Annotated in this window: 13 protein-coding genes; 9 read left to right on the forward strand and 4 right to left on the reverse strand. The window is 66.5% G+C overall.

All coding sequences use genetic code 11. From position 1 onward, the window contains the following. Positions 1–70 precede the first annotated feature (70 nt). The 4 genes from NP825_RS01300 to NP825_RS01315 all read right to left on the reverse strand — a co-directional run bounded on the left by NP825_RS01300 (position 71) and on the right by NP825_RS01315 (position 3,717). Positions 71–880 carry a hypothetical protein gene (locus tag NP825_RS01300; RefSeq protein ID WP_257547784.1) on the reverse strand — a complete coding sequence of 270 codons (810 nt, stop codon included), beginning with the start codon at positions 878–880 and terminating at the stop codon, positions 71–73. A 1-nt stretch (position 881) separates the two neighbouring features. Continuing rightward, entirely contained in the window at positions 882–1,346 is a 465-nt protein-coding gene (locus NP825_RS01305; protein ID WP_257547785.1) for a Fur family transcriptional regulator, read from the reverse strand. Positions 1,347–1,398: 52 nt separating this feature from the next. Next, positions 1,399–1,833: a MerC domain-containing protein gene (locus NP825_RS01310; RefSeq protein ID WP_257547786.1), complete on the reverse strand. Its 435-nt coding sequence runs from the start codon at positions 1,831–1,833 to the stop codon at positions 1,399–1,401. 216 nt (positions 1,834–2,049) lie between these two features. Next, positions 2,050–3,717 carry an AMP-binding protein gene (locus NP825_RS01315; RefSeq protein ID WP_257547787.1) on the reverse strand — a complete coding sequence of 556 codons (1,668 nt, stop codon included), beginning with the start codon at positions 3,715–3,717 and terminating at the stop codon, positions 2,050–2,052. A gap of 137 nt (positions 3,718–3,854) precedes the next feature. Between NP825_RS01315 and NP825_RS01320 the strand changes: the two genes are divergently transcribed. The 9 genes from NP825_RS01320 to NP825_RS01360 all read left to right on the forward strand — a co-directional run bounded on the left by NP825_RS01320 (position 3,855) and on the right by NP825_RS01360 (position 13,617). After that, positions 3,855–4,394, forward strand: coding sequence for a hypothetical protein (locus NP825_RS01320; RefSeq protein ID WP_257547788.1), 540 nt, complete (start codon positions 3,855–3,857; stop codon positions 4,392–4,394). Between the two features lie 33 nt (positions 4,395–4,427). After that, positions 4,428–6,290 (forward strand): aminodeoxychorismate synthase component I, encoded by a 1,863-nt coding sequence (gene pabB, locus NP825_RS01325; RefSeq protein ID WP_257547789.1) that lies wholly within the window; start codon positions 4,428–4,430, stop codon positions 6,288–6,290. A 115-nt stretch (positions 6,291–6,405) separates the two neighbouring features. Continuing rightward, positions 6,406–7,617, forward strand: coding sequence for a pyridoxal phosphate-dependent aminotransferase (locus tag NP825_RS01330; protein WP_257547790.1), 1,212 nt, complete (start codon positions 6,406–6,408; stop codon positions 7,615–7,617). Between the two features lie 302 nt (positions 7,618–7,919). Next, positions 7,920–8,585, forward strand: coding sequence for a peptide-methionine (S)-S-oxide reductase MsrA (msrA, locus tag NP825_RS01335; protein WP_257551244.1), 666 nt, complete (start codon positions 7,920–7,922; stop codon positions 8,583–8,585). 136 nt (positions 8,586–8,721) lie between these two features. Next, positions 8,722–9,864, forward strand: coding sequence for a class A beta-lactamase (gene bla / locus NP825_RS01340; RefSeq protein WP_257547791.1), 1,143 nt, complete (start codon positions 8,722–8,724; stop codon positions 9,862–9,864). Between the two features lie 50 nt (positions 9,865–9,914). After that, complete coding sequence (locus NP825_RS01345; RefSeq protein ID WP_257547792.1) at positions 9,915–10,229, forward strand: hypothetical protein; 315 nt, start codon at positions 9,915–9,917, stop codon at positions 10,227–10,229. A 230-nt stretch (positions 10,230–10,459) separates the two neighbouring features. Further along, complete coding sequence (gene sucC, locus NP825_RS01350; RefSeq protein WP_257547793.1) at positions 10,460–11,668, forward strand: ADP-forming succinate--CoA ligase subunit beta; 1,209 nt, start codon at positions 10,460–10,462, stop codon at positions 11,666–11,668. 273 nt (positions 11,669–11,941) lie between these two features. Then, positions 11,942–12,691: an electron transfer flavoprotein subunit beta/FixA family protein gene (locus tag NP825_RS01355; protein ID WP_257547794.1), complete on the forward strand. Its 750-nt coding sequence runs from the start codon at positions 11,942–11,944 to the stop codon at positions 12,689–12,691. Continuing rightward, positions 12,688–13,617: an electron transfer flavoprotein subunit alpha/FixB family protein gene (locus NP825_RS01360; protein ID WP_257547795.1), complete on the forward strand. Its 930-nt coding sequence runs from the start codon at positions 12,688–12,690 to the stop codon at positions 13,615–13,617. Before NP825_RS01355 ends, NP825_RS01360 begins: the two co-directional genes overlap by 4 nt. Positions 13,618–13,659: the final 42 nt, after the last annotated feature.

Consider the following 13,659-nt stretch of genomic DNA (forward strand, 5'->3'; position numbering starts at 1 on the left):
GCAGCCTTTCCCCCTTGTGGCAGGATTCGCCGGTCTCCCTAGACCCGCATCGCCGCGACGGGAAGAGGGGTCAGGACCGGCGCCGGCCAAAGGTCGGGCGCCCTGGCGCGGGACGTGCCGGAACGGGTCGCTGAAGCACCTCGGGCGGTTCGGCTTCGACCAACGGCCGCTTTTGCGCGAACGCGCGCCAACATGCGATCGCCGCGGTGCCGAGCAGCGCGATCCAGCCGCCGCCGGTCGCCGCGAGCAGCGTCCAGCCGTAGCGCGCGGGGAGGGCGATCGCCATCAGCGCGGGCACGCAGGCGACGATCACGAGCGTTCCCGCAAGCGTCCACCAGCGCCCGCCGAGCCGTGCCAGCGCCAGACCGACCGCGATATTGGTGAGCGCGAGCAGCACGAATTTCGCAGCGACCGGATAAGGCAAGCTCGCCATCGCGGGCGAATAATCGCCGGCGGTGAAAGCCGCCTGGATGTCGAAGAGAAGCCAATTCTCCCTTGCATCGCAGAGCGCTGTAAGGACGGGTAGCGCTGCGGCGAACGAGATGATCTTCAGCCCGGTCTCACGCGCCAGCGCGATCAATCCGCAGCCGAGAAAGCCCGCGTAGAGCAGCATGTAGAGATAGTCGCGCTCGTTGCCCGTCCGCATCATCGCGAGGCGACCGACCTGCCGCGCGTCGTGATCGGGACCGAATACGGCGATCAGATCGTCCTGACTGCCCGCGAATTCAAAGGCGAGGACGGGCGCGCCATAGCCCGGCTCGGCGGCGAAGCTATCCTGCGGGAAGGTCTGGCCGAGCCACAAGCCGACCAGAATGACGCCGAAACCGAGGAACAGCGCCGCGTGCCACCAGCGTGCCGCCGGCAGCGCCGCCGCGCTCAATCTATTGGCACTCGGCGCATTTGCCGCGCACTTCGATCACCGGGCGTTCGGCGGCAAAGCCCGTCGCGTCGGCGGCGGCGCGGACGCCGTCGGAAATCTTGTCGTTGTCGATATGCACCGCGCTGCCGCAGCTGTCGCAGATCAGGAAGATGCAATCGTGAAGGCAGCCCGGATGGCTGTTCGCGACGAAGGCGTTGGCGCTCTCGACCCGGCGGACGAGGTTGTTCGCGACGAACAGGTCGAGGATGCGATAGACGCTGTTCGGCGCGACGCGTTTGCCGCGCTTCTGCGACACGATGTCGGCGATCTCATAGGCGCTCGCGGGCTTGCCGATTTCGGCGACGGCGTCGAAGATCTGCGCGCGCATGTCGGTCCAGGCTTCGCCCGCGCCCTCGAGCGCGGTTTGCGCCGCGCTGGCGAGCGAGGCGCCGCTGGCCTCGATATGCGCATGATCATGCTTGCCCATGGCGATAATGTAGGCGCTTTGGGCGCGGCCCGCAAGTTGCGGGCAATGCGTATCAGTGGCGCGCGCGGCGGTTGAGATCGTGGCCGAGCGCGACGATCGCGACGCCGATCATCGTCGCCAGCACTTCGCTGCCGTCGTGCGGCCGCGCCAGCGCCCCCGCCATCATGCCGAGCCCGAAGCAGCCGACGCCGAAGGGCATCATATAGCCGTGACTGAGCACCCCCGAAACCAGCGTTACCAGCGCGAAACCGATCGCGATGGCGAGGCCGACCTCGTGAAAGAGATGGTTTTCGAGGAATACCCCGCCGACCGAGGCGATCGACGCGAAGAAGATCGTCGTCGCGAGGCAATGGACGAGGCAGAGTCCCGACAATCCCATCGCGAGCTGATCGCCCGACAGCGAGGTCAGCGGCCGCGAATCGCGCGCAGCCCGCACCATCGCGCCGAGGCGCGGCCATGCATGGCTGTGACTGGCGACTTGGGTCACCCGATTCTCCGTTGGTCCAACTGCGGGGTTTGATATGGCATAACATGACAGAGGTTACAATGTCTCATTGCAACAATTCATATCCCCCCTTCGTCATTCCCGCGAAAGCGGGAACCCAGTGCGGAGTTAGCTGACGCACGCTCTGGGTTCCCGCTTTCGCGGGAATGACGAGCTTTGTTAAGCTCCCGCCTTAGCGGGGGTGACGGATAGGGAGTGTCATTGGGACGCCTCTGCCCTGAGCGCCTTCCGGTCGAGCTTGCCGATCATCGTCTTGGGCAGACTGCTCCGCACCTCGACCGCGCTCACCCGCTCATGTTTGCCGAGCCGGGCGTTGAGCCAGGCGGCGAGGGCTTCGCCCGACACCTCATAGCCTTCCTCCAGCGTCACGAACGCCTTGGGCGTCTCGCCGCGATAGGCGTCGGGGACGCCGAGGACGATCGCCTCCTTGACCGCGGGATGTTCGTGGAGATGCGCCTCGATCACGCTCGGATAGACTTTGAAGCCGCCGACCGCGATCATGTCCTTCAGCCGGTCGACGATGCGGATATAGCCGTCGCCGTCGATCGCCGCGACGTCGCCGGTGCGCAGCCAGCCGTCCTCCGTAAAGCTGTCCCCGTCGGCCTCGGCCCGGTTCCAGTATCCCTGCATGATCTGCGGCCCCTTGACCGCAAGTTCGCCCGCTTCGCCCGGCGCGGCGTCCTGCGTGGGATCATCGCGGCCCAACAGGCGGATGCGCGTCGCGGGGATCGGCTGGCCGATCGTGCCGGGTTTGACCGGGCCGTCATAGGGGTTGGTCGCGACGACTCCCGAGCTTTCGGTGAGGCCATAGCCCTCGACGAGCGAGGCGCCGGTCGCGGCGATGAATTTCTCGCGCAGCTCGGCGGGCATCGGCGCGCCGCCCGAAATGCAGACGCGCAGCGAAGAAAAGTCGGTCTTCGCGAGGTCGGGATGGTCGAGCAGCGCCTGATACATGGTCGGGACGCCGGGCAGCGCGGTGGCCTTGGTCCGCGTGATCGCCGCAAGTGCCGCCTTGGCGTCGAAGCGCGGCAGCATCGTGATCATCCCGCCGTTGAGTATCGTGCGATTGAGGACGCAGGTGTTCGCAAAGACGTGGAAGAAGGGCAGCACCCCCAGGATGCGGTCGCCCGCATCGTGATCGGGATCGATCGCATTGACCTGCCGCGCATTGGCGGTGAGATTCTGGTGGGTGAGCTTCGCGCCTTTTGGCGTGCCGGTGGTGCCGCCGGTATATTGGATCAGCGCGACGTCCCGCTCCGCATCGATCGCCACCGGGTCGGGGTGCCCGTCGTTGGCGATGAGCGCCGAAAAGCGGATGATACGCGGATCGGCGGGCAGCGCGGCGACCTCTTTTGTCTTGAACAATCGGTAGAGGACCGACTTCGCGGGCGGCAGTCCGCCCGCGATCGATCCGACGACAAGATGCTTGAGGCTCGACCCGTCGAGGACCGCGAGCGCGGTCGGCAACAGCGCCGCTGCGCTGAGCGTGACCAGCGTGTCGGTGCCCGAATCCTCGACCTGCGCCTCAAGCTCGGCGACGGTATAGAGCGGCGAGAAATTGACCACCGTCGCCCCGGCGGCGAGCGCGCCATAATAGGCCGCGACATAATGCGGTACATTGGGCAGGAAGAGCCCGACGCGGCTTCCCTTGCCGATGCCGCGCTGTTGCAGCCCGCGCGCGACACGCGCGACGCCATCGGCGACCTCGGCATAGGAAAAATGCCGCCCCATGAAATCGAGCATCGGTGCATCGCCTTTGCGCGCGGCGCTCGCCGCGAGCATGTCGGGAAGCGAGAGGGGAGCGAAGGGCTGATCCCATGCGGTCGGATGGCGATAATCGTGCGACCAGTCATGGGGGCTCGGCATGGCCGGGATTCGTCCTTTCTATGCTCGTTACTGACATCACTCTAAGCAGCGCCGCCGCATATCGCAATCGGGGGTCGTGCTTGCGGCGCGGCGGCGCGACGGCTAGGCAAGGGCGTTCGAATTTCCAGGGGATCGCCATGCCGCACCTGTCCATGCGCCTGATCGCGCCGCTCGCTGTTCTTGCCGCGGTCGCCGCAGCCGCTCCCGCCGCCGCAAAGGACAAGGAGCCGCCGCCGCGTCCGGCCCAGATTCAGGAACTCTATAACTGCCGCGACATCGCCGATCCGACGGCGCGCCTTGCCTGCTTCGATCGCGAGGTCGGTGAGTTGCAGACCGCCGATACCCAGCGCGAGATCAGCTTCGCCGACCGCGAAACGGTGAAGAAGACGCGGCGCGGTCTTTTCGGCTTCACCTTGCCCGACCTCGGCATCTTCGGCGGCGATGACGAAGATGAGGTGAAGAGCATCGACACGACCGTCGCTTCCTCGTCGCAGGTCGAGGGCGGGCGCTATCGCATCGCGATGGCGGACGGTTCGGTCTGGCTTCAGATCGACGACCGTCGGATGGCGCTGTCGCCGCGGCCGGGGCAGAAGATCCAGATCAAGACCGCGTCGCTCGGCAGCTATTTCCTCAGCCTCGAAGGACGACCCGCCATTCGCGTTCGCCGCGAACGCTGACCGGCACCGGCGGATTTCGGGCAGGCATCGGATATGGAGAAGCGGCTGGCCGTCGGCGAAGGCGCTGTGCCTTTCGTCCTGCTCGACGATGCGCGTCGCGATGGCGCAGCGCCCGCGCGACTGTTCCGGCATCCGGTCGGCACGCTGGTCGCGGCGCGCGTCGGCGACATGGGGGCGCTGCTTGATGCGCTCGACGCGGCGCGCGCGCGCGGGCTCCATGTCGCAGGCTATCTCGCCTATGAAGCCGGCCGGGGCTTTGCGCCGGCTTGGCGTGGGGGGGCAGGGGATGCCGATGCGGGCGGCGACCTTCCGCTTGCGTGGTTCGGCCTGTTCGAGACGGTCGAGCGGATCGCGCCCGATGCCGTCGCCGAATGGCTTCCCGATCCCGCCGCCGCGTGGGTCGGCGCGCCCCGCCCGCGCATCGATCCCGCCGACTATCTGGCCGCGGTCGAGCAAGTGCTCGCCTATATTCGCGCCGGCGACATCTATCAGGCGAACCTGACCTTCCGCGCCGATGTGCCGCTGCTCGGCGATCCGCTCGCCGTCTATGCGCGGCTGCGGCGCACCGCGCGCGCGGGCTATGGCGGTTTCCTGTGGACCGGCGAGCGGGCGGTCGCCTCGCTGTCGCCCGAGCTTTTCTTCGCTTTGCGCGAGGGGCAGGTGATGGCGCGGCCGATGAAGGGGACTGCCGAACGGCGTGCCGACGCCGACGCCGATGCCGCGGCGGCGCGCGAACTGGCCGAAGACCCCAAGCAGCGCGCCGAAAATCTGATGATCGTTGACCTGATCCGCAACGACCTGTCGCGCGTCGCGGTGCCGGGAACGGTGACGGTGCCCGAGCTCTTCCGCGTCGAGAGCTTTCCGACGATCCACCAGCTCGTCTCCGACGTGTCGGCGGCGCTGCCCGACGGCGCGGGGGCGGCCGATGTGCTGCGCGCTGCCTTTCCCTGCGGGTCGATCACGGGGGCGCCGAAGGTGCGCGCGATGGAGATCATCGACGCGCTGGAGATCGAACCGCGCGGGCTCTACACGGGCTCGATCGGTTTCATCGAAGCGGGCGGCGACGCCGCCTTCAATGTCGCGATCCGGACTTTGGTGTTTCCGGACGGGGACTTGCGGGACGGCGCCGCTTGCGCCACGCGCCCCTTGCAGGAAAGCGCGGCTTGCGCCACGCTGGGGCTCGGTTCCGGAATCGTCGCCGACAGCCAGCCTGCCGAGGAATGGCGCGAATGTCTGGCCAAGGGGGAATTTGTGAGCGCAGCGGGCGAGAGCTTCGACCTGATCGAAACGATGTTCTTCGATCCCGTCGAGGGCGTCCAGCGGCTCGAAGGCCATCTGGCGCGGATGAAGGCGAGTGCCGCGGCGCTCGATTTCGTGTTCGACCGGCACGGCGCGCGCAATAGCCTGCAATCGGCGACCTTCCGTCTGCGCAGCGCGGCGCGGGTGCGGATGCGGCTCGCGCGGTCGGGCGCGCTCGCGGTCGAGGTGTCGCCGCTACCGCGGCTTGCCGAACTGCCGGTGCCGGTCGCGGCCTGCCCGGCGCCGATGGCGGCGGGCGATTTCCGCGCCCTGCACAAGACCAGTTTGCGCGCGCCTTATGACGCCGCGCGCGCCGCGCGGGGCACAGCGGAGGTGGTGTTCGTCGACGAGCCTGGTTTCGTCACCGAGGGAAGCTGGAGCAATATCTTCGTCGAGCGCGACGGGCTGCTGCTGACGCCGCCGCTGGCGCTCGGCCTGCTTCCCGGCGTGCTGCGCGCCGAGCTGATCGAGAAAGGCCGCGCGGTCGAATCGCACCTGCGCCTCGCCGACCTTGCGAGCGGCTTCTTCCTCGGTAATTCGCTGCGCGGCCTGATCCCGGCGCGGCTGGTGGACGGTACGGCTACCGCGATAGGCTGAGCTTCGCCCTGCATAGGTAAATTATCCCATGCCGCGCTTGCGAATTGCGGATGGAAGCTCTAGGCGCGGCCCCGCGCAATTTCCTGTCCATTTGCTCGCGAAGGACCGCCTTTCCATGTCGCTGAAGCCGCATACATCCGCTGCCTTGAACCGCATCCAGCCCTCGGCGACGCTCGCGATGACCGCGCGCGTGACCAAGCTGAAGGCCGAAGGCGTCGATGTGATCGGCCTTTCGGCGGGTGAGCCCGATTTCGACACCCCCGATTTCGTCAAGGAAGCGGCGATCGAGGCGATCCGCAACGGCCAGACCAAATATACGCTGGTCGACGGCACGATCGCGCTCAAGGAAGCGATCCGCGGCAAGTTCCGCCGCGACAACGGCCTCGACTACGGCCTCGACCAGATCACGGTCAACGTCGGCGGCAAGCACACGCTCTTCAACGCGCTCGTCGCGACGGTCGATGCGGGCGACGAGGTGATCATCCCGGCGCCCTATTGGGTGAGCTATCCCGACATCGTCGCTTTCTGCGGGGGCACGCCCGTGATCGTCGAGGGAACGGCGGCGCAGAATTACAAGATCACCCCGGCGCAGCTCGACCAGGCGATCACGAAGAAGACGCGCTGGGTGATGTTCAACTCGCCGTCCAACCCGTCGGGCGCTGCTTACGCGCCGGAGGAGATCGACGCGATCGGCGAGGTGATCCGCCGTCACAGCCATGTGATGGTAATGACCGACGATATGTACGAGCATGTCTGGTACGCCGATTTCGCCTTCTCGACGCTCGCGCAGCGCTGCCCGGACCTCGCCGATCGCATCCTGACTGTGAACGGCTGTTCGAAGGCTTATGCGATGACCGGCTGGCGCATCGGCTATGCCGGCGGTCCTGCCTGGATCATCAAGGCGATGGGCAAGCTCCAGTCGCAGTCGACCTCGAACCCCTGCTCGATCGCGCAGGCGGCGGCGGCGGCGGCGCTCGGCGGGCCGCAGCAGTTTCTCGACGACCGCAACGCCGCGTTCAAAAAGCGTCGCGATATGGTCGTCGCGATGCTCAACGACGCGCCCGGCTTATCGTGCCCGGTCCCCGACGGCGCCTTCTATGTCTATCCCGACGCGAGCGGCTGCATCGGCAAGAAGACCCCTTCGGGTCACGTCATCGAGAATGACGAGATGCTGATCGACTATTTCCTCGACGCGGCGCGCGTCGCGGCGGTGCATGGGGGGGCTTTCGGTCTGTCGCCGGCCTTCCGTGTTTCCTATGCGACATCCGAAGCGGCGCTCAAGGAAGCGTGCGTGCGCATCCAGCAGGCCTGCGCGGCGCTGAGCTGACTCTGTCTCCCCTCCCGCACGCGGGAGGGGAGAAGCTGAACCTTGCACAACCATCCGGTTCACCCTTCGGTAAGCCCTCGTCTCTATAGGTGATCGCCATCACTGCGCGGCGGCAAGGGGCGCGCCATATCGTTCGGTGTAACCAGGGCGGCATCGCCCGCGAAACGATAAACATGACACGAGGCTCCCATGCTCACCCTGATCCGCTCCGACTGGTTTCCGACCATGCTCGCCGGCTTCGCCATCGGCGGGCTGATCGTGATGCTCCAGCATCCGGGGCTCGCGCTTCCCTTATAATGCCGATGCGGCGCGCGTTCGCCGCGTTGCTCGCGGCGCCGCTTCTCGCGCAATGCGCGCCCGCGCAGGCCGAGAATGTCGTCAAGCTGCCCGCCGCCGCCTATGACCCCGCGGTGAACGCGAAGCGCGCCACAGCGGTGCTCGCCGGGGGCTGCTTCTGGGGCGTCGAGGGCGTCTTTTCCAACGTCAAGGGCGTGATCTCGGTCGAAGCGGGCTATCATGGCGGCAGCGCGGCGACGGCGAAATACGAACTGACCCACGACGGCAGCTCGGGCCATGCCGAGGCGGTGCGGATCGTCTATGATCCCACCAAGGTCAGCTATGGAACCTTGCTGCGCGTGCTGTTCTCTGTCGTTGCCGACCCGACGCTGAAGAATCGTCAGGGCCCCGACGCCGGATCTCAATATCGCGCCGCGATCGTGCCGATGGATGCGGCCCAGCGGCAGGTCGCGACCGCCTATCTCGCGCAGATCGGCAAGGGCGGCTATTATACCAAGCGGCTCGTCGTCCCGATCGAAGCCTATAAGCGCTTTTATCCGGCCGAATCCTATCACCAGAATTTCATGCGGCTCCACCCTGCGAATCCCTATATCGTCCGCTGGGACGCGCCCAAGCTCGCGGCGCTGAAGCGGCTGTTTCCGGGCCTCGTCCGCCAGACTCCCGTCCCCTGATCGCTGCCGCCCCGCCGCTCATCGCGCCTGCGGAATCGTTCGTCGCAAATCGCTGGCCCGCCGCCTGTGGCTGCGGGAGCAGGGGGGCGGCCAAAAGGGTCGGGACAATATAGACGGTCGCAGCCGCGGGGTTGGAATGAAGTTACGGTTTTCGGGCAGGTCGCTGCTCGGCATGACGATCGGCGCGACGTTGCTCGCAGGATGCGTCAGCGGCGCGGCGCTGGTGCCGCCGCCGCCGCGCCAGGCGCAGCCCGCGCCCCACGCTCCGGGCGCGGTCACCGTTCCGATCGGGGAGCCGGTGCGCTCGTCGGCGCCGCCGCCGCGCGGCACGCTCGACCCCGGCTTCCGCCGTCCCGCGCCGGGCCTCAATGATCGTATTGCTTCGCTCTGGCGCGCCTTTCCCGGCAAGACCGGCATCGCGGTCCAGCGCATCGACGGCGAATGGGCGATCGCGCAGCGCGGCACCGACCTCTTCCCCCAACAGAGCGTATCGAAGCTGTGGGTCGCGATGAGCGTCCTCGACGCGGTCGACGGCGGCCGGATCAGCCTCGATCAGAAAGTGCGCATCGGGCCCGAGGATCTGGTGGTCTTTCACCAGCCGCTCGCCGCGCGCGTGCGCTCGGAAGGCAGCGTGACGATGAGCGTGCGCGACCTCATCGAGACCGCGATCACGCACAGCGACAATCTGGCGAACGACAGCCTGCTGCGCACCGTCGGTGGCCCGGGTGCGGTGCGCGCTTTCATCGCGAAGAAGGATCTGGGATCGATCCGTTTCGGCCCCGGCGAACGGCTGCTGCAAAGCGCGACCGCGGGGCTGACCTGGCAGCAGAGCTATTCGCTCGGCCGCAACTTCCAGACCGCGCGCGCGGCGCTTCCGATGGCGACGCGCCAGGCGGCGATGGACAAATATCTCGCCGACCCGATCGACGGCGCGAGCCCCGCGGCGATCGCGAGCGCGCTGACCCGCCTTGCGCGCGGCACCTTGCTGTCGCCCGAATCGACCGACTATCTGCTCGGCGTGATGACGCGGACGCACAGCGGGCCGCAGCGGCTGAAGGCCGGCCTGCCCGCCGGCTGGCAATTCCTCCACAAGACCGGCACCGGCCAGGATCTCAACGGCATGACCGCGGGCTATAATGACATCGGCATCGCCACCGCGCCCGACGGCACCCGCTATGCGATCGTCGTGATGCTGGGCACCACGACCGCGTCGATTCCGCAGCGCATGGCGCTGATGCAGGCGGTGTCGGGCGCGGTCGCCGAATTCCACGGGCGATAGGGGCGTCCTGCGGGGTTTGTGGTCTTGCCGCTTTCGATTATAGGCGGCGCATGAAGACCTGTATCGCTTTCCCCCTGATCGCCGGATGCCTCGCGCTCGCAAGCTGCGCGACGCCCGAGACGCGGCTCCGCAACGGCCTCCACAATGCCGGCCTGTCGCAGGCGATGTCGGCGTGCATGGCCGAGCGGATGGTCGACCGCCTGTCGCTCGTCCAGCTCCGCCGCCTCTCGGCGCTCGGCAGCCTCAGGGACAAAAGGATCACCGATCTGTCGCTCGACCAGTTCCTCCACAAGGTCCGCGCTCTCAAGGATCCCGAGATATTGACGGTTTCGACAAGCTCCGCCGCGCTTTGCGCGCTGCGCTAACACCTTCGTTCATGCTTCCCGTCATCGTCATCCCGGCGAACGCCAGGATCTCGCCGGGGCGTTATGACGGGAGGGAGAGATCCCGGCCTTCGCCGGGATGACAAAGAGCAAGGTGATCGGCTTCCTTCGATAGAATCTCTTGTCGCGGCAGGGGTAGCCTTGCCGCGCAACTTGTGCTTATGCGGCGCCATTCTTCTCCCCTTCCAGAGTCGAAAGGCCCGGCAGACCTCATGAACATCCACGAATATCAGGCGAAAGAACTGCTCGCGAAATTTGGCGTCGCGGTGCCCAAGGGCATTGCCGCGATGAGCGTCGAGGAAGCCGTCGCGGCGGCGAAGCAGCTTCCCGGGCCGCTCTATGTCGTGAAGGCGCAGATCCACGCCGGCGGCCGCGGCAAGGGCAAGTTCAAGGAGCTCGGTCCCGACGCCAAGGGCGGCGTCCGCCTCGCCAAGACGCTCGAGGAAGTCGAGGCCGCGGCCAAGGACATGCTCGGCAACACGCTGGTGACGATCCAGACCGGCGAGCATGGCAAGCAGGTCAATCGCCTCTACATCACCGACGGCGCCGACATCAAAAAGGAATATTATCTCGCGCTGCTCGTCGACCGCGCCACCAGCCGCATCGCGGTGGTCGCCTCGACCGAGGGCGGGATGGACATCGAAACCGTCGCGCACAACACGCCCGACAAGATCCACACCATCGTCATCGACCCCGCGACCGGCCTGATGCCGCACCACGGCCGCAGCGTCGCCGCGGCGCTTGAACTCGAAGGCGATCTCGCGAAGCAGGCGGCGAAGACGCTCGCGGGGCTCTACAACGCTTTCCTCGCGACCGACGCCGAGCAGATCGAGATCAACCCGCTCGCGGTCTGCGAAGGCGCGAACGGCGACGAACTGCTCGTCCTCGACGCCAAGCTCGGCTTCGACGGCAATGCGATGTTCCGCCACAAGGATATCGCCGACCTCCGCGACCTGACCGAGGAAGACCCGGCCGAGGTCGAGGCGTCGGAATATGACCTCGCCTACATCAAGCTCGACGGCAACATCGGCTGCATGGTCAACGGCGCCGGCCTCGCGATGGCGACGATGGACATCATCAAGCTCAATGGCGCTTTCCCGGCGAACTTCCTCGACGTCGGCGGCGGCGCCAGCAAGGAGAAGGTCACCGCGGCGTTCAAGATCATCCTGAAGGACCCGGCGGTCGAGGGCATCCTGGTCAATATCTTCGGCGGCATCATGAAGTGCGACATCATCGCCGACGGCATCGTCGCCGCGGCGAAGGAAGTGAATCTCTCGGTCCCGCTCGTCGTCCGCCTCGAAGGCACGAACGTCCAGCAGGGCAAGGACATTCTCGCGAACTCGGGCCTGCCGATCGTTGCCGCCAATGATCTGGGCGACGCGGCGAAGAAGATCGTTGCCGAGGTCGCCAAGGCGGCGTGAAGTTCCACCCCCTCTCCCCTTGCGGGAGAGGGTTGCGGAGACTTGCGAGCTTGCTCGCTAGTCGAAGCTGGGTGAGGGGTATGCGAGCCGTAGGCTCGCGCGGAGCATAGCTCCGCTCACCCTCATCCAAGTCCGCCTAATCGCCTACGGCGATAAGGCTCCCTATCCTTCTCCCGTCAAGGGAGAAGGGGTTCGTGGGGACTGCAAGGTTGACGTTTACGTAAACGCCAATTATGGCGCAGTGCACAATTTTTCGAGAGGAGCTTTGAGCCCATGAAAATCCTCGTCCCCGTGAAGCGGGTGCTCGATTACAACGTCAAGCCGCGGGTCAAGGCCGACGGCACGGGCGTTGACCTGGCGAATGTCAAAATGTCGATGAACCCGTTCGACGAGATCGGTGTCGAAGAAGCGATCCGCCTGAAGGAAAAAGGCGTCGCGACCGAGATCGTCGCCGTATCCGTCGGCCCGGCAAAGGCGCAGGAAACGCTGCGCACCGCGCTTGCGATGGGCGCCGACCGCGCCATTCTCGTGCAGACCGACGATGAGGTCGAACCGCTCGCGCTCGCGAAGATCTTCAAGGCGATCGCCGATGCCGAACAGCCCGGCCTTGTCATCCTCGGCAAGCAGGCGATCGACGGCGACAACAACCAGACCGGCCAGATGCTCGCCGCATTGACCGGCTGGGCGCAGGGCACCTTCGCCAGCGCGGTGAACGTCGATGGCGACCATGTGAGCGTCACGCGCGAAGTCGACGGCGGCCTCGAGACGGTGAAGCTCAAGCTTCCCGCGATCGTTACCACCGATCTTCGCCTCAACGAGCCGCGCTATGCGAGCCTGCCGAACATCATGAAGGCGAAGTCGAAGCCGCTCGATACCAAGTCGCCCGCCGATTATGGCGTCGACACGGCGCCGCGCGTCAAGACGGTCAAGGTGTCGGAGCCGCCCGTCCGCTCGGCCGGCGTCAAGGTCGCCGATGTCGATGAACTGGTTGCCAAGCTGAAGGCGATGGGAGTGCATTCATGAAAACGCTCGTTTGGGTCGAACATGACGGTAGCGCCGTCAAGGATGCCACGCTCGCTGCGGTGACCGCCGCCTCGAAGCTCGGCGAAGTCCACCTTCTCGTCGCCGGGGCTGGCGTCGATGGCGTCGCCAAGGCCGCGTCGGAAATCGCCGGTGTCGGCAAGGTGCATGTCGCCGACAACGCTGCCTTCGGTCACAATCTGCCCGAAAATATCGCGCCGCTCGTCGCCGAACTGATGGCAAGCCATGACGCGTTCGTCGTGCCCGCCACCACGACCGGCAAGAACATCGCGCCGCGCGTCGCCGCGCTGCTCGACGTGATGCAGATTTCGGAAATCCTGTCGGTCGAGGGGCCCAAGACCTTCACCCGCCCGATCTACGCCGGCAACGCGATCGCGACCGTCGAAAGCTCGGACGCGAAGCTGGTCCTGACCATCCGCGGCACCGCTTTCGAAAAGGCCGCCAGCACCGGCGGTTCGGGCGCCGTCGAAGCCGTCCCGGCGGGTGGCGACGCCGGAATCTCCAGCTTCGTTGGCGCCGAGATCGCGAAGCAGGATCGCCCCGAGCTCACCTCGGCGAAGATCATCGTCTCGGGCGGCCGTGCGCTGGGTTCGAGCGAGAAATATCAGGAAGTCATCGTTCCGCTTGCCGACAAGCTCGGCGCCGCGCTCGGTGCTTCGCGCGCTGCGGTCGATGCGGGCTATGTCCCCAACGACTATCAGGTCGGCCAGACCGGCAAGATCGTCGCGCCGGAAGTCTATTTCGCGATCGGCATCTCGGGCGCGATCCAGCACCTCGCCGGCATGAAGGACAGCAAGACCATCGTCGCGATCAACAAGGACGAAGACGCGCCGATCTTTCAGGTCGCCGACCTCGGCCTCGTCGCCGATCTGTTCAATGCCGTGCCGGAACTGACCGGCAAGATCTGAGCCTTTCGGCCATGATTCGGAAACGGCCGCGGGCGATCCCGC

The organism is Sphingopyxis sp. DBS4 (assembly GCF_024628865.1).
Taxonomy (GTDB): Bacteria; Pseudomonadota; Alphaproteobacteria; order Sphingomonadales; family Sphingomonadaceae; genus Sphingopyxis.